The sequence below is a fragment of the Microbacterium sp. NPDC089696 genome, assembly GCF_044749125.1.
Classification (GTDB): domain Bacteria; phylum Actinomycetota; class Actinomycetes; order Actinomycetales; family Microbacteriaceae; genus Microbacterium.
The window spans coordinates 726,196-747,271 of the sequence record NZ_JBIVHF010000001.1 but is presented as its reverse complement, the minus strand read 5'-3'; the positions used below and the strand labels follow the sequence as shown (position 1 = coordinate 747,271).

General features: G+C 69.9%; 17 protein-coding genes and 1 tRNA gene. 5 read left to right on the top strand and 13 right to left on the bottom strand.

The genetic code is table 11. The features are described from left to right. Positions 1 to 92 precede the first annotated feature (92 nt). From ACIPY8_RS03535 to ACIPY8_RS03525, 3 genes are read left to right on the top strand one after another with little or no spacing between them, the layout of a single operon-like run. Positions 93 to 2,129, top strand: a complete 2,037-nt coding sequence (locus ACIPY8_RS03535; protein ID WP_400815014.1) for a bifunctional aldolase/short-chain dehydrogenase — start codon at positions 93 to 95, stop codon at positions 2,127 to 2,129. Continuing rightward, positions 2,126 to 3,523: a rhamnulokinase family protein gene (locus ACIPY8_RS03530; RefSeq protein ID WP_400815012.1), complete on the top strand. Its 1,398-nt coding sequence runs from the start codon at positions 2,126 to 2,128 to the stop codon at positions 3,521 to 3,523. The genes ACIPY8_RS03535 and ACIPY8_RS03530 overlap by 4 nt, the downstream gene beginning before the upstream one ends. A gap of 59 nt (positions 3,524 to 3,582) precedes the next feature. Then, on the top strand, positions 3,583 to 4,677 hold the full coding sequence (locus ACIPY8_RS03525; RefSeq protein ID WP_400815010.1) for a Gfo/Idh/MocA family protein: 1,095 nt from the start codon (positions 3,583 to 3,585) through the stop codon (positions 4,675 to 4,677). Between the two features lie 18 nt (positions 4,678 to 4,695). Here ACIPY8_RS03525 and ACIPY8_RS03520 read toward each other — a convergent pair whose 3' ends face one another. Then, positions 4,696 to 6,981 (bottom strand): glycoside hydrolase family 3 C-terminal domain-containing protein, encoded by a 2,286-nt coding sequence (locus tag ACIPY8_RS03520; RefSeq protein ID WP_400815008.1) that lies wholly within the window; start codon positions 6,979 to 6,981, stop codon positions 4,696 to 4,698. 95 nt (positions 6,982 to 7,076) lie between these two features. Between ACIPY8_RS03520 and ACIPY8_RS03515 the strand changes: the two genes are divergently transcribed. Next, the gene (locus tag ACIPY8_RS03515; protein ID WP_400815006.1) at positions 7,077 to 7,664 is read left to right on the top strand and encodes a TetR/AcrR family transcriptional regulator; all 588 of its coding nucleotides are present in this window, start codon (positions 7,077 to 7,079) and stop codon (positions 7,662 to 7,664) included. Positions 7,665 to 7,667: 3 nt separating this feature from the next. Here ACIPY8_RS03515 and ACIPY8_RS03510 read toward each other — a convergent pair whose 3' ends face one another. The 9 genes from ACIPY8_RS03510 to serS all read right to left on the bottom strand — a co-directional run bounded on the left by ACIPY8_RS03510 (position 7,668) and on the right by serS (position 17,440). Beyond that, positions 7,668 to 8,615: a carbohydrate ABC transporter permease gene (locus ACIPY8_RS03510; RefSeq protein ID WP_400815004.1), complete on the bottom strand. Its 948-nt coding sequence runs from the start codon at positions 8,613 to 8,615 to the stop codon at positions 7,668 to 7,670. Continuing rightward, complete coding sequence (locus ACIPY8_RS03505; RefSeq protein ID WP_400815002.1) at positions 8,612 to 9,577, bottom strand: carbohydrate ABC transporter permease; 966 nt, start codon at positions 9,575 to 9,577, stop codon at positions 8,612 to 8,614. Before ACIPY8_RS03505 ends, ACIPY8_RS03510 begins: the two co-directional genes overlap by 4 nt. A gap of 3 nt (positions 9,578 to 9,580) precedes the next feature. After that, complete coding sequence (locus ACIPY8_RS03500) at positions 9,581 to 10,951, bottom strand: ABC transporter substrate-binding protein (RefSeq protein ID WP_400815000.1); 1,371 nt, start codon at positions 10,949 to 10,951, stop codon at positions 9,581 to 9,583. Positions 10,952 to 11,036: 85 nt separating this feature from the next. Then, positions 11,037 to 12,707, bottom strand: a complete 1,671-nt coding sequence (locus ACIPY8_RS03495; protein ID WP_400814997.1) for a glycoside hydrolase family 13 protein — start codon at positions 12,705 to 12,707, stop codon at positions 11,037 to 11,039. 119 nt (positions 12,708 to 12,826) lie between these two features. Beyond that, positions 12,827 to 13,831: a LacI family DNA-binding transcriptional regulator gene (locus ACIPY8_RS03490; protein WP_400814995.1), complete on the bottom strand. Its 1,005-nt coding sequence runs from the start codon at positions 13,829 to 13,831 to the stop codon at positions 12,827 to 12,829. Between the two features lie 94 nt (positions 13,832 to 13,925). After that, complete coding sequence (locus ACIPY8_RS03485) at positions 13,926 to 15,164, bottom strand: LCP family protein (RefSeq protein WP_400814993.1); 1,239 nt, start codon at positions 15,162 to 15,164, stop codon at positions 13,926 to 13,928. Positions 15,165 to 15,214: 50 nt separating this feature from the next. Beyond that, positions 15,215 to 15,299, bottom strand: a tRNA-Ser gene (locus ACIPY8_RS03480). A gap of 42 nt (positions 15,300 to 15,341) precedes the next feature. After that, entirely contained in the window at positions 15,342 to 16,160 is an 819-nt protein-coding gene (locus ACIPY8_RS03475) for an HAD family hydrolase (protein ID WP_400814991.1), read from the bottom strand. Next, complete coding sequence (gene serS, locus ACIPY8_RS03470; RefSeq protein ID WP_400814989.1) at positions 16,157 to 17,440, bottom strand: serine--tRNA ligase; 1,284 nt, start codon at positions 17,438 to 17,440, stop codon at positions 16,157 to 16,159. The genes ACIPY8_RS03475 and serS overlap by 4 nt, the downstream gene beginning before the upstream one ends. A 73-nt stretch (positions 17,441 to 17,513) precedes the next feature. On the opposite strand from serS, the gene ACIPY8_RS03465 reads away from it, so the two are divergent. Further along, a complete protein-coding gene (locus tag ACIPY8_RS03465; protein WP_400814986.1) occupies positions 17,514 to 18,515 on the top strand; it encodes a diacylglycerol/lipid kinase family protein in 1,002 nt (333 codons plus the stop codon). 18 nt (positions 18,516 to 18,533) lie between these two features. Here ACIPY8_RS03465 and ACIPY8_RS03460 read toward each other — a convergent pair whose 3' ends face one another. The 3 genes from ACIPY8_RS03460 to ACIPY8_RS03450 form a co-directional block, all read right to left on the bottom strand. Further along, the gene (locus ACIPY8_RS03460) at positions 18,534 to 19,253 is read right to left on the bottom strand and encodes a hypothetical protein (protein ID WP_400814983.1); all 720 of its coding nucleotides are present in this window, start codon (positions 19,251 to 19,253) and stop codon (positions 18,534 to 18,536) included. A 56-nt stretch (positions 19,254 to 19,309) separates the two neighbouring features. Continuing rightward, positions 19,310 to 20,770, bottom strand: coding sequence for a cardiolipin synthase (gene cls / locus ACIPY8_RS03455; RefSeq protein ID WP_400814981.1), 1,461 nt, complete (start codon positions 20,768 to 20,770; stop codon positions 19,310 to 19,312). Positions 20,771 to 20,861: 91 nt separating this feature from the next. Further along, the gene (locus ACIPY8_RS03450) at positions 20,862 to 21,035 is read right to left on the bottom strand and encodes a hypothetical protein (RefSeq protein ID WP_400814978.1); all 174 of its coding nucleotides are present in this window, start codon (positions 21,033 to 21,035) and stop codon (positions 20,862 to 20,864) included. Positions 21,036 to 21,076: the final 41 nt, after the last annotated feature.

The window sequence follows — 21,076 nt, the reverse complement described above, 5'->3', positions numbered from 1 at the left end:
CTCTTCCGCTCTTCGTCATCTGATGTTATATTTCACATGAAATCACATCACGGCATCCGGCCGTCTGTGCTGCGTCACGTCAGGGAGACTCCATGACCAACCCCACCGCCGCCGCCCTCATCGAGCGGTCGAACCGCCTCGGCGCCGACCCGAAGAACACGAACTACGCCGGCGGCAACACGTCGGCGAAGGGCACCGAGACCGACCCCGTGACGGGTCAGCCGGTCGAGCTGCTGTGGGTCAAGGGCTCCGGTGGAGACCTCGGCACACTGAAGGAGCAGGGCCTCGCAGTGCTGCGCCTGGACCGCATGCGCGCGCTCGTCGACGTGTACCCGGGTGTCGAGCGGGAGGACGAGATGGTCGCGGCGTTCGACTACTGCCTACACGGCAAGGGCGGTGCGGCCCCGTCGATCGACACCGCGATGCACGGACTCGTGGATGCCGCGCACGTCGACCACCTGCACCCCGACTCCGGCATCGCGATCGCGACGGCTGCCGACGGCGAGGCGCTCACCGCGACGATCTTCGGCGACAGGGTCGTGTGGGTGCCGTGGCGCCGCCCCGGCTTCCAGCTCGGCCTCGACATCGCGGCGATCAAGGAGCAGAACCCGGCCGCGATCGGCTGCATCCTCGGCGGTCACGGCATCACAGCGTGGGGCGACACCTCCGAGGAGGCCGAGGCGAACTCGTTGTGGATCATCGACACCGCGGCGGAGTACATCGCGTCGCACGGCAAGGCCGATCCGTTCGGCGGTGTGCGCTCGGGCTTCGAAGCGCTGCCCGCGGCGGAGCGCCGCGACCGTGCAGCCGTCCTCGCCGGAACGATCCGCGGGATCGCCTCGACCGACAAGCCGATGGTCGGCCACTTCACCGACGCCGACGTGGTCCTCGACTTCCTCGCCTCGGAGCGGGCACCCGAGCTCGCCGCGCTCGGCACGAGCTGCCCCGACCACTTCCTGCGCACCAAGGTCAAGCCGCTCATCCTCGACCTTCCGGCCACGGCATCCGTCGACGAGCAGATCGCGCGCCTGCACGACCTGCACGCCGAGTACCGTGCCGACTACCAGGCCTACTACGACGCGCACGCGACCGCCGAGTCGCCTGCGATCCGCGGCGCCGACCCGCTGATCGTGCTCGTGCCCGGCGTGGGCATGTTCTCCTACGGTGCGAACAAGCAGACCGCCCGCGTCGCCGGCGAGTTCTACGTCAACGCCATCAACGTCATGCGCGGCGCCGAAGCGCTGTCGACGTACTCCCCCATCTCCGACGCCGAGAAGTTCCGCATCGAGTACTGGGCGCTGGAGGAGGCCAAGCTGCAGCGGATGCCGAAGCCCAAGACCCACCAGGGGCGCATCGCGTTCGTCACGGGCGCCGCCTCCGGCATCGGCAAGGCCATCGCCACCCGCCTCGCCGCCGAAGGAGCATGCGTCGTGATCGCCGACCTCGACCTCGAGAAGGCGCGGGCCGCTGCCGCCGAGCTCGGCAGCACCGACGTCGCCATCGGCGTCGCCGCGAACGTTTCCGACGCCGACGAGATCCAGGCCGCGCTGAACGAGGCGGTGCTCGCGTTCGGCGGCGTCGACCTCGTCGTCAACAACGCCGGCCTCTCGCTGTCGAAGCCGCTGCTGGAGACGACCGAGAAGGACTGGGACCTGCAGCACGACGTCATGGCCAAGGGCTCGTTCCTCGTGTCGAAGGCGGCGGCTCGGGTGCTGATCGACCAGAAGCTCGGCGGCGACATCATCTACATCTCGTCGAAGAACTCGGTGTTCGCGGGCCCGAACAACATCGCCTACTCCGCGACCAAGGCCGACCAGGCGCACCAGGTGCGGCTGCTCGCGGTCGAGCTCGGCGAGTTCGGCATCCGCGTGAACGGCATCAACCCCGACGGCGTCGTGCGCGGCTCCGGGATCTTCGCCTCGGGCTGGGGCGCGAACCGCGCCGCGACCTACGGCGTCGCCGAGGAGGACCTGGGCCAGTTCTACGCGAACCGCACGATCCTCAAGCGGGAGGTCGTGCCCGAGAACGTCGCGGACGCCGTGTTCGTGCTCACCGGCCCCGAGCTCAGCCGCACGACCGGTCTGCACATCCCGGTCGATTCCGGCGTCGCGGCGGCGTTCCTCCGATGACCGTGCGCGCGGTCGCGGCGGTCGACCTCGGCGCGACGAGCGGCCGCGTCATGATCGGCCGCATCGGCGAGGGGCGCCTCGACCTCGAGCTCGTCTCGCGCTTCCCCAACGGGCCGGTCGAGCGCGAGGACGGCCTGCACTGGGACTTCGGGGCCCTGTACGAGCACGTGGTCGCGGGTCTCGCCGAGGCCGTCCGCCGAGAGCCGGGGATCGAGAGCATCGGCATCGACTCCTGGGCCGTCGACTACGGCCTCGTGCGCGATCGCGTGCTGCTCGCCGAGCCGTTCCACTACCGCGACTCCCGCACGGAGCGGGGAGTCGACGAGGTGCACGCGATCGCGCCCTTCGCCGAGCTGTATCGTCGCAACGGTCTGCAGTTCCTGCCATTCAACACCCTCTACCAGTACCGGGTCGACGGCCGTCTCGCCGATGCGGACACCGCCCTCCTGATCCCCGACCTGATCGCCTTCCTCCTCACCGGAACCGCGGTCGCCGAGCGCACGAACGCCTCGACCACGGGGCTGCTCGGCGTCGAAGCCGGCGAATGGGACGACGACCTCGCCGAGCGCCTCGGCATCCCCTCCCGCGTGCTGCCGCCCCTCGTGGACCCCGGTACCGTGATCGGCGCTCTGCGACCCGAGGTCGCCGAGCGCGTCGGCGCCCCGCTGCCCGTCGTCGCCGTGGGATCGCACGACACCGCCTCGGCCGTGGCCGCCGTGCCGCTCACCAGCCCGACGGCGGCGTACATCTCGTGCGGCACCTGGGGTCTCGTCGGCGTCGAACTGACGGAGCCGGTGCTGACGGATGCCGCGCGCGCGGCGAACTTCACGCACGAGCTCGGCGTCGACGGACGCTTCCGCTTCCTGCACAACGTCACCGGACTGTGGCTGCTGAGCGAGTCGGTGCGCGCGTGGGAGGCCGAGGATGGGGCTGCGATCGACCTGCCAGAGCTTCTCACGGCCGCGTCCGCCGTCGCCGACGATGTGCCGCTGTTCGATGCGAACGACCCGTCGCTCAGCGCGCCCGGCGACATGCCGGCGCGGATCGAGGCGCTGCTCGGCGAGGCCGCGCCGACCTCTCGGGCGGCCTTCGCCCGTTCGATCGTCGAGTCGATCGCCGCCGCGTTCGCCGAGGCCGTGCGCACGGCCGCCGAGCTGACGGGGCGCGAGATCGACGCGGTCCATCTCGTCGGCGGAGGATCCCTCAACCGGGTGCTGTGTCAGGCGACTTCCGACCGCTCCGGCCTGCCGGTGCTGGCGGGTCCGGTCGAGGCGACGGCGCTGGGCAACGTACTCGTGCAGGCGCGGGCTCTCGGCGCGGTGCCTGCCCCGCTCGAGGAGTTGCGCACGCTCGTCGCGACGACGCATCCCCCCGTGCGCTTCGACCCGCGCTGACCGCCAGGCTCCCCGGTCGCCTCAGAGGTCGGTAAACGCTTACCCGATACACTGGCCCCATGATCCACGACGTGCTGCTCGTCGGCGCCCGCGGCTACGGCGCGGTGCATCTGCAGAACCTCGAACGCCTCCGCGACCGCATCCGTCTCCTCGCGATCGTCGACCCCTCGGGTGGACCGATCGAGGGTTACGGCTCCGACATCCCCTCGCACGCCGATCTGCCCGCGGCGCTCGCGTCCGGCATCCGTCCCGACGTCGTCGTGATCGCCACCCCCACCGGCACGCACAGCAGGCTGGCGACCCAGGCGCTGGATGCCGGAGCAGACGTCTATCTCGAGAAGCCGCCGGTCGCGAGCATGGCGCAGTTCACGCAGCTGCTCGACGCGCAGGCGCGCACCGGACGGGCGGTGCAGGTCGGTTTCCAGAGTTTCGGCTCGCACGCGCTCGCCGAGATCGCTGCGCTCGGCGAGGTGCAGTCGGTCGCGGCCTGGGGTGCGTGGCGGAGGGATGCCGCCTACTGGCGCCGTTCGCCGTGGGCCGGCCGCCGCACGCTCGACGGCGCTCCGGTCGTCGACGGCGTGCTCACGAACGCGCTGTCGCATGCCGTCGCGACGGCGCTGCGGATCGCCGGCGCTCGACGCAGGGAGGACGTCGAGCGCGTCGACCTGGACCTGTACCGGGCGAACGACATCGAGGCCGACGATACCTCCGCCGTGCGCATCGCGCTCAGCGACGGACGGACCCTGACCGCGGCACTCACGCTCGCCGCCGCCGAGGACCAGGACCCGCTCATCGAAGTGCGGACGGCCACGGGGACCGCGACACTCTCCTACACGCGCGACGAGCTCACGATCCCGGACGGCACGACCGTCACGACCGGGCGCATCGACCTCTTCGAGGAGCTGCTCGATCATCGCGAGGACGGCACCGCGCTCTCGTCGCCCCTGATCGAGTCCGGCGCGTTCATGGCCGTGCTCGAGGCCGTGCGCACCGCCCCCGCACCCACGCCGATCGCCGCGTCCCGCCTTCAGGTCGACGCCGCGGGCGCCGTGTCCGTCGCCGGCATCGCCGAGGCGGTCGAGCGCACCGCGCGCGCCGGAGCGCTGTTCGGCGAGCTGGACACCCCGTTCCTCACCGACGCACCGCACCCCTGAACGCCGGCAGGCGGGGAGTCAGCCCTGCGGGACGGCCCCCGCGTTCGCTCCGGCGAGCAGCTGCTCGATCTGCTCGTGCGTGACGTCGACCCCGGGGAAGCCGATCAGGCGCCCGATGGGGAACGACGCCATCATCTTCTGCATCGCCTCGTCGTTCGGCATCATCGACGCCGCCGAGGAGTCCGCCTCGGTGAGCCCGCTCATCAGACCCCCGAGCGCCTGCATGACGATCGGGCCGGCGACGGGGTGCGCGACGACGTCGCCGATGGACGAGCTCAACGTCAGCGGGAGCGAGACGACGTCGCCGTCGATCGCCACGACGGCGGACGACCGGATGTCGCGACTGGAGGCCGCCGCCTCGACCGTGTACTCGCCGCCCTCGACGACCCAGCGGTCGACGCGCACATCCCAGTAGGCGAGGTCCTCGCGGCGGATCACGAGCTCGACCGTGCGGGTCTCCCCCGCGGCGAGCTCGACAGACGAGAAGGCCTTGAGCTCGCGCGGCGCGCGCTGCACGGCGGAACGCGCGGGGGCGGCGTACACCTGCACGAGCTCGCGTCCGTCGCGGTCGCCCGTGTTCGTCACGTCGACGTGCACGATCACATCGCCGCCTTCGCCGACGGTCGCGGTGACCTCGCCGTAGGAGAAGGTCGTGTACGACAGGCCGTGACCGAACGGGAAGGTCACGTCGAGACCCTTGGCGTCGTACCAGCGGTATCCGACGAGGATCCCCTCGCCGTAGCGCACGTGTCCGAACTCCCCGGGGAAGTTGCCGAACGAGGGGTTGTCCTCCAGGCGCACCGGCACCGTCTCGGTGAGCTTGCCCGAGGGGTTCACGGCGCCGTACAGCACGTCGGCGACCGCACCGCCGCCGGCCTGGCCGAGCAGCCACGTCTCCACGATCGCGGGCACCCTGTCGGCGAACGGCAGTGCCACGACGCCGCCGTTCGAGAGCACGACCACGGTCTTCGGGTTCACGGCGACGACGGCGTCGAGGAGCTCGAGCTGCGCCGCGGGGAGGTCGATGTGGTCGCGGTCGAAGCCCTCGGACTCCTCCGCGGCCGGCAGGCCCAGGAACACGACGGCGACCTCGGCGGCTGTCGCCGCGGCGACGGCCTCGGCGCGCAGGTCGTCGGCGGAACGACCGGATGCCGCGACGGCGCCGCCCTCCACCGCGAATCCGGCGGCGTACGACACGTTGTCACCGCCGACGGCGGAGATCTCGTCGAAGGCGGCGTCGACCCTGGTCGGGTTGATGAGCGAGGAGCCGGCGCCCTGGAAGCGCGGCTCGGTCGCGAAGGCCCCGATGACGGCCACGCGCTGGGCTGGCGACAGGGGCAGCACTCCGTCGTTCTTCAGGAGCACGATCGACCGGCCGGCGGCCTCACGGGCGAGGGCGTGGTGCGCGTCGACGTCGAGCGGTCCCGCGACGGCCGATCGCTCGCCGGCCTTGCGGACGAGATCGATCACCCGGTCAGCCGCGACGTCGAGCACGCTCTCGGCGAGGTTTCCCGCGTGCACGGCGGCGACCAGCTGCGCATCCGTCCGACCGCCCGAGCTGGGCATCTCGAGGTCGAGACCCGCGGCCACACCGGAGACCCGGTCGTTGACGGCACCCCAGTCCGAGACGACGAGGCCGTCGAAGCCCCAGTCGTCGCGGAGCACCTGGGTGAGCAGCCACGGATCCTCGGAGGCGTAGACGCCGTTGATGCGGTTGTACGAGCACATGACCGTCCACGGCTGGGCGTCCTTCACGACGCGCTCGAACCCGCGGAGATAGATCTCGTGCAGGGGGCGCGGGTCGACGTCGGAGCTCGCGCGCATGCGGTCGAATTCCTGGTTGTTCGCCGCGAAGTGCTTGAGCGAGGTGCCGACGCCCTGCGACTGCACGCCGCGCACCGCGGCCGCGCCGAGCACGCCCGAGACCAGCGGGTCCTCGGAGAAGTACTCGAAGTTGCGCCCGCACAGCGGCGAGCGCTTGATGTTGATGCCGGGTCCGAGCACGACGGCGACGTCCTCGATCGCGGCCTCGACGCCGATCGCAGCGCCCACACGCTCGAGGAGCTCGGGGTCGAACGACGAGCCGATGCCGACGGCGGGAGGGAAGCAGGTCGCCGGCACGCTGCTCGCGAGCCCCAGGTGATCGGTGCCGCCGGCCTGCTTGCGGAGGCCGTGGGGACCGTCGGTCATCATGATCGACGGCAGCCCCACGCGGTCGAGGGCCTTGGTGGTCCAGAAGTCGGCGCCGCTGGTGAGCGAGGCCTTCTCCTCGAGGGTGAGATCGGATGCCGTGATGTCGGTCATGAGGGTCCTTTCGCGGGCGACGACGATGTCCTTGCGAAAACCATACGTGAGTCAGTATTGGAATTCAAACAGTGTTCAGGTTTATGGTCGAGGGCATGGCACGACGAGGTTCATACGCGAAAGGCGTCGCCCGGCGCGAGGAGATCCTCCAGAGCGCGCTCGAGGTCATCGGCCGCTCCGGCTACCGGAACGCCTCGCTCAAGCAGATCGCCGAGGGGGTCGGTGTGACTCCCGCCGCGCTCCTGCACTACTTCGGCTCCAAGGAGGAGCTGTTCACCGCCGTGCTGCGCGCCCGCGACGAACGCGACGAGCTCAGCCCACGCCTGCGTGATCCGCTCCACGCGAAGACGGCGTTCCTCGACGTGGTCCGACACAACACCGAGGTGCCGGGGGTGGTCGAGCTCTTCTCCCGCCTCTCGGTCGACGCCGGCGACCCCGAGCACCCCGCGCACGCCTACTTCCTGGAGCGCAGCGAACGCCTCCGCGGCAGCGTCGCGGAGGCGTTCGACGGCGACGCCGAACGGCGGGCCGTCCTCGATCCCGACACCATGGGTCGGGTGATCCAGGCCGTCGCCGACGGGTTGCAGCTGCAGTGGATGATCGACCCCGAGGTCGATATGCCGGGCATCATCGAAGCGCTGCTGGACGTCCTCTACCCGCCCGCCTCCGACTCCGGCGCCTGACCCTCAGCCCTTCACGGCGCCGCCGAGTCCCGCCGACCGCAGGAACACCGACTGGAACAGCAGGAACATCGCGATCGGGATGAGCGTCGCGATCGCGAGCGCTGCGAGGAACACGTCGAGCTCGGTCTGCGACTGCACCGCGGGGAGGCGCACTGAGAGCGGCTGCACCGCGGGATCGGGCAGCACCAGCATGGGCCAGAGGTAGTCCTTCCACGCCGCGATGATCGCGAACACCGACACGACCCCGAGGATGGGCTTCGACATCGGCAGCACGATCGACCAGAACAGCCGGAAGGGCCCGGCGCCGTCCGTGCGCGCGGCCTCGAAGACCTCGCGGGGCAGTCCGTCGAAGAACCTCTTGACCAGCAGGATGTTGAACGCGTTCGCCCCCATCGGCAACCACACCGCGAGATAGGTGTTCAGCAGGCTCACGTCGCCTGGCAGCGGCGGGTTCACGATCGTGAGGTACAGCGGCACGAGCAGCACGATCCCCGGGATGAACAGCGTCGCGAGCACGAGCGCGTTCAGCAGCGGGGCGTACGCCGGGCGCAGCACCGACAGCGCGTAGCCCGCCGTGGTCGCGACGAGCAGCTGCACGAACCACGCCCCGACAGCGATCACGACGGTGTTGAGGAAGTACTGATCGATGTGGATGTCGTTCCACGCCGTCGACAGGTTCTCCCAGTCGATGCCGTTCGGCCACAGCGCGAACGGCTGCTGCAGCGTGTCCTGCGTCGGGGTGACCGCCGACTTCGCGAGCCAGAGGATCGGCCCGAGCCCCGCGACCACCAGTCCCACGGTGAGGAACACGTGGGTGAACGACATCCCGAGGCGGATGCCGGGACGGCGCCGCTCCGCGTCGGAGACCACGGTGCGGTCGCCGGCGCTGTCCGCGGCGCGCTCCGCCCTCCGCTCGGCGGCGGCCGTCGAGAGACGTGTCGAGAGGCTCATGTCGTGCTCCAGCGCTTGGTCAGGGTGAAGTACAGCCACGACAGCACGGCCAAAACGATCGCGAGCAGCACGGAGACGGCCGTCGCCTCTCCGTAGTCGCCGCCCAGGCTGTTGCGGAACGCCTTGTCGTAGATGTAGAGCAGCACGGTCTTCGTCGCGCCCGCGGGACCGCCGCCCGTGAACAGGAACGGTTCGAGGAACACCTGCGCCGTCGCGATGATCTGGAGGATCAGCATGATGAAGAGGATCCCCCGCAGCTGCGGCAGCGTGACGTGCCAGATCTTCTTCGCGATGCCCGCCCCGTCGACCTCGGCCGCGTCGTACAGCTCGGGCGGGACGCCGAGCAGGGCCGCGAGGTAGATGATGATCGACCCGCCGGCACCGGCCCAGGTCGCCTCGAGCACGAGCGACGGCATGGCCTGCACCGCGTCCTGGATCCAGGGCTGCGGCGGGATGCCGACCCATCCGAGCACCGTGTTGAACACGCCGGAGGGATCGGCGCTGTAGAAGAACTTCCACAGGAGCACCGCGACGACCGGGGGGATGACGACCGGAAGGTACGCGAGTGCGGAGTAGACGCCCTTGCCCCGACGGACCTCGCTCATGAGCACCGCCATGAGCAGCGGCAGCGGGAACCCGAAGAGCAGCGCGAGGACCGCGAACCACAGCGTGTTCAGCACGGCCCGTCCGAGCTCGGGATCGCCGATCACGGCGGCGTAGTTGTCGAAGCCCACCCACTCCGACACGATCAGGTTCGTCTTCTGGAGACTCATGAGCACGGACTGCACGATCGGCGACCAGGAGAAGAACACGAACACGAACAGCATCGGCAGCAGGAACAGCAGGTTGGCGAGCCCGCCGCCGCGGTACCACGTGAGCGGCGTTCGGCGGCGGGCACGGCGCACAGCGGGCGGCGGAGAGGTCTCCACCGCCGCCCGCTGCTCAGGAAGCGTCACCGTCATGGATCACTCGTCGAGCTTCGCCTGCGCGTCGGTCTGCGCCTGGGCGAGCAGTGCGTCGATGTCGGCGTTCTGATCGGTCAGCACCGTCTGGACGACGGAGTCGAGCAGCGCGTACACCTCCTGTGTCTTCACCTTCGGCTCGCCGACCGGCGTCTGGTCCCAGATGCGGTCGCTGAACGGCTTCATCTGCTCGACGGGCACGTTGATGTAGTCGGCGATCCAGGCCTGGGACTCGTCGTACAGCTCGCGGCTCAGCACCGGCAGCAGCGGCGTGCCGACGGCCTGCCCGGACTCGTCGAGGGTCTTCGCGTCGAGCACGGCGGCGTCCTCGTCCATGAGCTTCTGCATGTAGTACCAGTCGATCCACTCGACGCCGGCCGCCTTGGTCTTCTCGTCGATCGTCGGGCTCATCACCGCGATGTCGCCGCCGCCGAGCGTGCCCGGATCGTCGCCCTCCATCGGCACGACCGTCATGCCGTAGATCGAGGAGTCCATGCCGAAGTCGCGCACGAGCGCCGTGTAGATGTCCGATCCGGACGTGTACATGCCGATGTTCCCGGCGGCGAACTCCTGGTTGATCGAGCCCCAGTCGAGGTCGACCTTGGAGCCGAACGAGCCGTCCTCCCACTTCACGTCGTGGAGGAACTGCAGCGCCGTCTTCGTGGCGTCGTTGTCGATGGTGGACTCGGCCGTGCCGTCGCCGTTGTCGGTCTGCGTGCGGCCGCCGCGCGCGACGGTCTGCGAGGTGAGCTGCCAGCCGCCCGTGTTGTTGATCGCCATCTGCGCGTAGCCGGCCTTGCCCGTGGCATCCGTGATCGCCTTCGCCGCCTCGCGGATCTCGTCCCACGTCTCGGGCGGGCTGTCGGGGTCGAGGCCGGCCTGCGTGAAGAGGTCGCGGTTGTAGTGCAGCGCCGCCGCATAGGCCTGACGCGGGAAGCCGTAGATCCTCCCGTCGTCGCCGGTCACGCCGTCGAGGATGATCGGGTTGAACTTGTCGGTGTAGCCGAGCTCGTCGATCGCGTCGGTCACGTCCATGAGCTGACCGTTCTCGAGCAGCGTCTTCGAGTCGGTGAACGGCACGGTGAAGACGTCGGGAAGGCCGCCGCCGGCGAGCTGCACGGCGAACGTCGGCCCCTCCCACTCGTACTCGACGCCGACGACGTCGATGTCGGGATGCTCCTTCTCGAACTGCTTCTCCTGGGCGGCGAACGCCTCGTAGGCCGCGGCGTCCGCTCCGGGCGGGAAGGTCGCGACGCGCAGCTCGGTGCGGCCGTCGGCGCTCCCCTCCCCGCCGCTCGCGGTGCATCCGGCGAGTGCGGCGACCGTGGTGATCGCGGCGACGCCGGCGATCAGGACTCTCTGGGGTGACTTCATCGTCTGTCCTTCGTATCGGTGGTGCGTGTGTGGTGCGGGTTCGTGCGGGACGGATTCGTGTGGTGCGGGATGCCGGAGCTCGGCGTCACAGCGTGAGCCAGGCCGTGCTGTCGGGCGGGAGCACCCCGCGCAGCGGCGCGCTCGCGAGGAGCACGTCCCGGTGCGCGGGCAGAGGCACCTCGGCGGACCCGAGGTTCGTGACGCTGACGACGCCGTCGCCGCGGCGGAAGGCGAGGACGTCGGCGCCGAGCTCGAGCCACTCCAGTGCTCCGTCGACGAGGTCGGGGACGGTCCGGCGCAGCGCGATCGACGCCCGGTAGAGGTTCAGCGTCGAATCGGGGTCGCGCTCCTGCGCCTCGACCGTGAGCGTCGACCAGTCCGTCGGCTGCGGGAGCCAGGGGCGTCCGCCGAAGCCGTAGGGGCTGGCCTCACCGCGCCAGGGCAGCGGCACGCGGCATCCGTCCCGTCCCGGGTCGACGCCGTCGGAGCGGAAGTGCATGGGGTCCTCGATGACCTCGCGCGGCAGCTCGACCTCGGGAAGCCCGAGCTCGTCGCCCTGGTACACGTACAGACTCCCCGGGAGGGCGGCGACGAGCAGCGCGGCGGCGCGGGCACGGCGGAGTCCGCGCTCCGGGTCGGTCGGAGTGCCGAAGCGCTTGCGGTCGAACGCGAACGCGGAGTCCGCCCGGCCGTAGCGGGTGACCGGACGCGTCACGTCGTGGTTCGACAGCACCCAGGTCGCGGGTGCGCCGACGGGAGCGTGCTCGGCGAGGGTACGGGTGATCGAGGCGCGCATGGCGGCAGCGCTCCACGGCTGCGTCATGAAGCCGAAGTTGAAGGCGGTGTGCATCTCGCCCGGTCGCAGGTAGCGGGCGAAGCGCTCCGCGTCGTCGAGCCACACCTCGCCGACCAGCACCCGCTCGCCCTCGTACTCGTCGGCGACCGCACGCCAGTCGCGGTAGATGTCGTGCAGCTCGTCGCGGTCGATGTGCGGGTGGTCGGCGGCAGCAGGTGCCGGTCCAACGGGGAGGTCGGGGAGCGCGGGGTCCTTGACGGGCAGCGCGGCCGAATCGATGCGCACGCCGGCGACGCCGCGGTCGAACCAGAAGCGGAGGACGTCCTCGTGCTCGCGTCGCACGTCGGGATGCGTCCAGTTGAGATCGGGTTGCTGCGGCGTGAAGAGGTGCAGGTACCACTCGCCGGGGTCGCCGGCAGCGTCCTCCGTGCGCGTCCACGTCTGCCCCTGGAAGCTCGACACCCAGTCCGTGGGGACGCCCTCGCCGTGCACGCCGCGACCGGGATGGAACCAGAAGCGCTCGCGAGCGGCACTCCCCGGCCCGGCCGCCAGTGCCTCCTGGAACCACGGATGCCGATCGGACACGTGGTTCGGCACGATGTCGACGATCGTGCGGATGCCGTGCGCGAGCGCTTCCTCGATGAGCAGCTCCGCCTCGGCGAGCGTCCCGAAGCGCGGGTCGATCTCGCGGTAGTCCTCGACGTCGTATCCCCCGTCGGCCAGCGGGCTGCGATACCAGGGCGTGAACCAGATGGCGTCGACGCCGAGTGCGCGCAGGTAGGGCAGCCTCGATCGCACACCGGCGAGGTCGCCGATCCCGTCGCCGTTGCCGTCGGCGAAGCTGCGCACGTAGACCTGGTAGATCACGGCGGTGCGCCACCACCCCTCGTCGGCCGGCAGGCGGACGGAGCGTGCGGGGGCTGTACGGCGCAGGACCTCGGTGTCCACGGTTCTCCTCATCGTCGAAGGGATGAGTTGAATGTAGCTTTATTGAACTATTAACGCAAGAACTAAACGAGATGTTGGAATTTTCCGATTTCTCGAGACCGACGAAATCCACTCCTCACGGATGCGACGGATCAGACCGCGGGACCGGTGGACGAGCGGAGCACGAGCTCCGGCTCGAACAGGAGCTCGTCTCCGACGGGGGTCGTCCCGGCGATCTGCGAGAGCAGGAGCTCGATCACGGCACGTCCCATGGACTCGATCGGCTGACGAACGGTCGTGAGGGGCGGCTCCACGCAGCTCATGAGGGCCGAGTCGTCGAAGCCCACGACGCTGATGTCGGCGGGGACGGCGAGGCCCGCCCGTCGTGCCGCGCGCACCGCGCCCAGAGCCATCGGATCGCTCGCGCACACGATCGCCGTCGCGCCGGCGGCGATCAGTCGGGTCGCACCCGCCTGGCCCGATTCCAGGGAGTACATGCCGCGGACGACGAGATCCGGGCGCAACGGGTCCCCGAGGCGTTCCAGCAGGCGCTGCGCGGCGTCGAGCTTGCGCTGCGACGGGACGTGATCATTCGGACCGAGCAGCAGTCCGATCCGCCGATGCCCCAGCTGGTGCACGTGCAGCACCGCCTGCTCGGCTGCCGCCGCGTCGTCGGTGGACACCGTCGCGAAGCGGAGCTGCGGCACCCGGGCGTTCACCAGCACCGTCGGCAGGTTCACCTGGCGGAGCCGCTCGTAGTGCGCATGCGCGGCATCGCCCTGCGTGTAGTTGCCTCCGAGGAAGATCACGCCGGACACCTGCTGCGCGAGGAGGAGCTCGACGTAGTCCGACTCGGTGACGCCACCCGCGTTCTGCGTGCAGAGCAGCGGGGTGTATCCGTTCTGGGTGAGAGCTCCGCCGACGATCTCGGCGAAGGCCGGGAAGATCGGGTTCTGCAGTTCGGGGAGCACCAGCCCGACGAGGCGAGCGCGCTCGCCCCGGAGCTTGGTGGGCCGTTCGTAGCCGAGCACGTCGAGCGCGGTGAGGACGGCCTGGCGCGTCGCGTCCGAGACCCCCGGCTTCCCGTTGAGCACACGGCTGACGGTCGCCTCACTGACCCCGACCTTGCGGGCCACCTCCGCCAGACGCTTCGACATGGAGGAAAGTGTACGCAAGTTCTTGCGTGATCGTGTCGCAATCGAACGCAAGAGCCGCCCTCCTGAGGGGAGAGCGGCTCTTCGCGATGGCGGATCAGCGCACGTTGCCGTTGGAGCAGGTCTGCTGCGCGGCGGAGTTGCCCTTGATCGAGTCGGGCAGCGCCACGACGTTGGTCGGCTCGGTGGCGGTCGGGTCGGGCACCGTGCCGTCCGTGGCGGGCACGGGGTCGGTGACCACGACGCCGTCGTTCGAGCCGTTCTGGTGCGTGACCTGCAACTGCGCGTTCTGGTTGATGGCGTCCCACATCGCCTGAGCGGCGGACTTGTTCGCGACGACCTTGTTCGCGTTGTCCGAGTCGGTCACCGTCGGGTACTGCAGGAAGACGATGTCCTCGAAGGGCACCGACTTCACCGCCAGCGCGATCTGGACGATCTTCATCGGATCGGCGAGCGAGGTGCTGGCCTCGACGTTGCTGAGACCCGTGTTGGCGAGCTTCAGCATGACGGGGACGTTGCCGAGCGTCTCGCCGCTGATGAGCTTGCGCACGAGGCTCGACATGTACTGCTGCTGGTTGCCGATGCGTCCCAGGTCGCTGCCGTCGCCGACACCATGGCGCGTGCGCAGGAACTGCAGCGCCTCGAGGCCCTGGACCGTGTGCGTGCCCGCCTGCATGTCGAGTCCGGTGTACCGGTCCTTGATCGGGGTCGCGAGGCAGACGTCGACGCCGCCGATCGCGTTCGTGATCTCGATCACGCCGCCGAAGGTCACCGAGGCGGCGAACTGGATCTCCTGATCGGTCAGCTTCGAGATCGTCTTGGCGACGCAGTTGAGGCCGCCGTCCGTGTAGGAGGTGTTGAGCGGCTGCTTGCTCATGGCCGAGTGCACGTTGCCCTCGGCGTCCTCGCACTCGGGGATCGGGAGCATGAGGTCGCGCGGGAAGCTGACGACCGTGATGCGGCGCGGCTCCTCCGAGACGTGAACGAGGAGGTTGACGTCGTTGAGCGTGCCCTCGGAGTCGGCTCCCGTGCACCGGGCGCCGAAGTACCCCGCATAGGCCTCCTCGCACGTGTCCACGCCGGTGAGGAGGAGGTTGAAGCCGCCCTTGTACTCGCCGATGTCCGGCGGCAGCTCCTCCGTGCCCTCGAGCTCCACCGCGTTCGCCGTCACCGTGCTCGACAGGTCGTACACCACGTACGCCGCGACGCCGAAACCGCTCACGAGGACGACCGCGAGGCCGATAGCGATGAACTTGAGCAGTTGGCTGACGGCGCCGGGGGTGCGCTGCTGACCGTGGCGCGCGATGGTGCGACGGCGGCGGGTGTTCTGACTCACTCGGGGCCTTTCGGTTCAGCGATGCGGTGCGGGGACACCGTGCTCAGAAGCGGAGGGTGTGGGATTCGAACCCACGAGACATCTCTGCCCACTGGTTTTCAAGACCAGCTCCATCGGCCACTCGGACAACCCTCCCGACGGACGCATCCGTCGACAAGCCGTGAGTCTAGCCGAGTTCTATTCTCCCGCGCTGACCTGGGCGGCCGCTGGAAGCGTGTTCAGCGCGTCGGCGAGTCCGCCGTCCACCACGTCGCCCGTGATCTCCCCCGCCGCGCTCTTCACCTCGGCCGGGGCCTGCCCCATCGCCACGGCGCGTCCGCCGAGACCGCGCGCCCACTCGAACATGCCGACGTCGTTGCGCCCGTCACCGGCGACGAGCACCTCCGGGCCCGCGAACCCGAGCTCCGAGCGCACCCTCTCGAGCGCCGTGCCCTTGTCGACGCCCTGCGGCGCGATGTCGAGCCAGGCCGTCCAGCCGATCGCGTACGAGACCTCGTTGAGCCCGGCGTCGGCCACGAGGCGGTGGAAGTCCTCCTCGTCGTGACCCGGCGACACCACGACCACGCGCGACACGGGCTCCGCGACGAGCTCCTCGAAGCCGACCTGCCGGCCGCCGTCGAGGGTCCAGTCGTCGAGGTGCTCGGTGTAGAGGCGCTGACCGGAGGCGAGCTCCACCATGTACCGGGCCTCGGGGAGGCGGGCACGCAACAGCGCCAGCACCGGGGCCGCGTCGAAGGTCTCGATGTGCCAGCGCTCCCAGCCGTCGTCCGTCCGGCGCATCGTGACGGCCCCGTTCGAGCACACGACGTAGCGGGCGGTGAGCTCCAGCAGCTCCACGTAGCGCTGCGTCGCCGACCAGCTGCGTCCCGTCGCGATGGTCACCTCGTGACCGGCATCCCGAAGCCGCGCGACGGCCTCGGGCACACCCGGGCTCATCGACTCGTCCTGCAGGATGATCGTGCCGTCGACGTCGAGGCCGACGAGCCAGGAGGTCATGCCGTCGGCTCCAGCACCTCGAGGCCGCCGAGGTACGGACGCAGCACCTCGGGCACGCGGACGGAGCCGTCGGCCTGCTGGTGCGTCTCGAGCAGGGCCACGATCCATCGCGTCGTGGCGAGCGTGCCGTTGAGGGTCGCCACCGGCTGCGTCTTCGCCGTCTGTCCGTCGCCCGCCTCGGGGCGGTGTCGCACGTCGAGCCTGCGCGCCTGGTACGTCGTGCAGTTCGAGGTCGAGGTGAGCTCGCGGAACGCGCCCTGCGTCGGCACCCAGGCCTCGATGTCGTACTTGCGTGCGGCGCTCGATCCGAGGTCTCCCGCAGCGACATCGATCACCCGGTAGGACAGACCGAGCGCCGTGAGCATCTCCTCCTGCAGCGCGACGAGGCGCAGGTGCTCGGCCTCCGCGTCCTCGGGAGTCGTGTACACGAACATCTCGAGCTTGTTGAACTGGTGGACGCGGATGATGCCGCGGGTGTCCTTGCCGTGCGAACCGGCCTCGCGGCGGTAGCACGTCGACCAGCCCGCGTAGCGCAGCGCACCGGTGCCCAGGTCGAGGATCTCGTCCTTGTGGTACCCCGCGAGCGCGACCTCGCTGGTGCCGACGAGGTAGAGGTCGTCGTCCTTGTCGAGGTGGTAGACCTCGTCGGCGTGCTCGCCGAGGAAGCCGGTGCCCTGCATGATCTCCGGGCGCACGAGCGTCGGGGTGATGAGCGGCACGAAGCCGTTCTGGAGAGCCTTGTCCAGCGCGAGGTTCATGAGGGCGATCTCGAGACGAGCGCCGATCCCGCGGAGGAAGTAGAACCGGGCACCGGAGACCTTCGCTCCGCGCTCCATGTCGATCGCGCCGAGGATCTCGCCGATCTCGAGGTGGTCGCGCGGTTCGAAGTCGAAGGCCGGCACCTCCCCCACGCGACGGAGCTCGACGAAGTCCGCCTCCCCGCCGGCCGGGACACCGTCGATCACGACGTTCTCGATACGGGCGAGGGCGACGGCGGCCTGCTCGGACGCCTCGTTCGACACCTGCTGGGCCTGCTTGACGCGATCGGCGAGGTCCTTCGCCTGGGCGACGAGCGCGGCCTTCTCCTCCTTGGGCGCCTTCGCGACCTGCTTGCCGAACGCGTTCTGCTCGGCCCGCAGCTCCTCGAACGCGGCGAGCGCTGCGCGTCGCGATCGGTCCGCCTCGATCGCGACGTCGACGGTGCCCTGGTCGTTGCCACGGGCAGCCTGTGAACGGCGGACGATCTCCGGGTTGTCGCGGAGGAGTGCGAGGTCGATCATCCACCAAGTCTATGCGTCGCGCTCTCCCGCACAGCGCGGGGGACGGCGCGGTGAGCGGGGTTAGAGTAGCGCCATGACGAAGAGCCCCTCCGCCCGACGCCAGGCGGCTCTCGTCTACAACCCCATCAAGGTCGACGAGAAGGACCTCCGTGCGCGCGTGCGCGCGCTGTCGAAGGAGGCCGGCTGGGAGCACCCGGCGTTCTACACGACGACGATCGAGGATGCAGGGCAGCGGGCGACCGCTCAGGCTCTCGAGCGCGGTGTCGACGTCGTGCTCGTGGCCGGCGGCGACGGCACCGTCCGCGCGGTCTCGGAGGCGATCGCGAACACGGGCGTCCCCCTCGCGATCCTGCCCAGCGGCACCGGGAACCTCCTCGCGCGCAACCTGGGTCTTCCGCTCGCGGGCCCCGACGCGATGATCCGTGCGGCGCTCGGCGACTTCCGCCACGCGATCGACATCGGCTGGGCACGACTCACCCGCGAGGACGGCGACGATGTCGAGGAGCACGCGTTCGTCGTGCTCGCGGGCATCGGGCTCGACGCGGACATGATCGCGAACACGCGCCCCGACCTCAAGCGCTCGGTGGGATGGATCGCCTACGTCGACGGAGCGGCGCGCTCGCTGGTGACGGCAGAGCCCTTCCGCGCCGTGTTCCAGGTCGACGACGGACGTCTGCACACGACCAAGGTGCACAGCATCCTGTTCGCGAACTGCGGGACGCTGCCGGCGGGCATCGCCCTGATCCCGGATGCGTCGATCACCGACGCGACGCTCGACGTCGCGGTGATCCAGCCGACCGGGGTGCTCGGGTGGCTCGGAGTGTGGCGCAAGATCTGGTGGGACAACTCGGTGCTGCGGCGCTTCCGCGCGGGCCGTCGCGTGCTCGACCGGCGCGGCAAGGACGCCTCCGTGCACTACTTCCGCGGGCTCGCCGCCGAGGCCGCGGCCACCAAGCCCATACCGATCGAGCTCGACGGCGACGAGTTCGGGACGGCCGTGCGGATCACGTGCCGCGTCGACCCGTCGGCGCTCCTGCTGGCGCTGCCGTCGGGGCACCCCGTCTCGTCGCTCTGACGCCCGGCGACCCGACGATCAGCCGCGGACGGCGACCGTGCCGTCGAGTCCGCCCCCGACCAGCGTGAGCGTGGCGTCGTCGTCGCCCGCGTCGTCGCCGAACGCGAGGAGCGTGGCGCGCGGAGCCATGTCCATCGTGCACGCCTTCGCGTCGTCGGTCGTGAAGGTGACCGTGAGCGTCGCGGCGTCGATGCTCTCCACGATCGGCGGGCAGCCGGACGACCCCCAGGTGAGGAGCACGAGCGTGCCGTCGTCAACCCATCCGGCCGACGGCAGGTACTCGGTGGGTGATCCCGGCGTCCCCGTGGCCGCGGCGTCGCCGTCGAGCTCGACGTCGTCCGAGGCGTCGCCGTAGGTGACCTGGAGCGTGATGTCCTGGGTCGGATCGACGCCGTCGGGGAGGGCGCCGATGCTGGCGCGCTGCTGCATGTCGGCGGTGCACACGGCATCCGCATCGACGTCGACGAGTGTGACCGTGACGGTCTGCCCGTCGGCCGTCGCCTCGTCCACCTGCGGGATGCAGGTCGACGACCCCCACGTGACGACGGCGAACATGCGTCCGTCGTCGAGCAGTGCTCCGTCCATGCCGTCGAAGTCGTCGGAGCCGTCCGAGGCGCCGGCCGACGAGTCCGGTGAGTTCGTGGGCGTCGTGCTTCCCGGACCCGCGGCGCACCCGGCGAACAGGAGGGCCGCGGCGAGGACCGCGAGGGCGCCGACGGCGCGGGACGAGGAGGTCATGTCCCCAGGGTAGCGGCCGCGATATTCCGGTGCGAGGGTGTTCGCTGGGAGTCCGCCTACTGCAGGGCGGACGTCAGCCGGGCGAGGTTGTCGAGCACGGTCGAGCGCAACGGCTGCCGCATCCACTCCTCGAGGGTGAGCTCACGACTCAGCGACCGGTACTCGTCCTCGACGACACGCATCTCGGCGACGAACTCCTCGCCGCGCACGAGCATCGACACCTCGAGGTTGAGGCCGAACGAGCGCATGTCCATGTTGCTCGAGCCGATCACCGCGACCTGATCGTCGATCGTGAGGCTCTTGGTGTGCAGGATGAACGGCTTGCGGTACATCCAGATGCGCACGCCCGCCTTGAGCAGCACCTCGTAGTAGCTGCGCTGAGCGTGGTAGACCATGGCCTGATCGCCCTCCTCCGAGACGAACAGCTCCACCTGCACACCCCGGTCGACCGCAGCCGTGACCGCGAGCAGCAGGGCCTCGTCCGGCACGAAGTAGGGGCTGACGATCATGATCCTGTGCTTGGCCGCGTAGAGCAGCCCGAGGAAGAGGCGCAGGTTGTTCTCGACCTCGAACCCCGGACCGGACGGCACCACCTGGCAGTCGAGGTCTCCGGATCCGGCCTCGGCGTGCGAGATGTCGATCTCCTGCAGCACCTCGTCGGTCTCGCTGTACCAGTCGCTGAGGAAGATGGCGTTGACGCTGAGCACGACCGGACCGTCGATGCGCACCATGAGGTCGACCCAGTGCAGACCGCGCTTGATGTTCTTCGGCAGGTTGTACGTCGAGTCGGTGATGTTCTGCGAGCCGAGGAACGCGACGCTCCCGTCGACCACGAGCAGCTTGCGGTGGTTCCGGAGGTCGGGGCGCTGCATCCGCCCCTTGAGCGGCTGCACCGGGAGCATGAGGTGCCAGTCGGCGCCCATGCGGTCGAGCCGGGCGATCGTCGCCCGATAGCGCGGCTTCCACCGGTTGGCCCAGTGGTCGAGGAGCACCCGCACGTGCACGCCGCGCGCGGCGACCTCTTCGAGAGCCCGGAAGAAGTTGTCGGTGGACACGTCGGACTGCAGGATGTAGAACTCGACGTGCACGTAGTCCTGCGCGGTGCGGATGGCCTCGGCCATCTCGTCGAGCGACTCCTGATAGCCGCTGATCAGGTGCGCGCCGTTGTCGCCCGAGATCGGCAGCGCGCCGAGGCGATGGTTCATCTCGACCAGGGGCGGGAACCAGCTGGGCGCGTTCGGGCGGAGCGTGCCGAAGTGCAGGTGCTCGCTCGTCTCGGCGATGTACTCGTTGATCTGGTCCTGCTTGCGACGCCGTGCGCGCGGCAGACGCGGATTCCCGATCAGCAGGAACAGGAACACGCCGACGAACGGGATGAAGAACACCGCGAGAAGCCAGGCCATGGCCGCGGTGGGCTTGCGGTTCCGCGGGATCACGATGATGGCCGTGATGCGGATCGAGAGGTCGAGCAGCAGGAGGAACCCGGTGATCCACCAGCCCCAGGTCTCCGTCGTCATCGCGTCCCTCTCCGCCCGCAGCGGTGATCACCGGGCATCGGCGTCCGCCCCGGCAGCTTGGCTACACAGTAGCCGATGGCACCGACGTCGCTCAGGAGCGCGGCGGCAGGCCGCGCGCGGCGCGCTCTTCGGCCTCGATGCGAGCGTGGACCTTGCGCTCCGTGCGGTCGAATCGCAGGATGCTGCGGATCACGAAGAAGAACACGACGCTCACGCCGATGGTCGGAAGGATCGACCAGGCGGCGGCGAGCCAGAAGTTCTCCATGTCTCCATGGTACGCGAGCGACTCCCCCTCCACATTCGCGT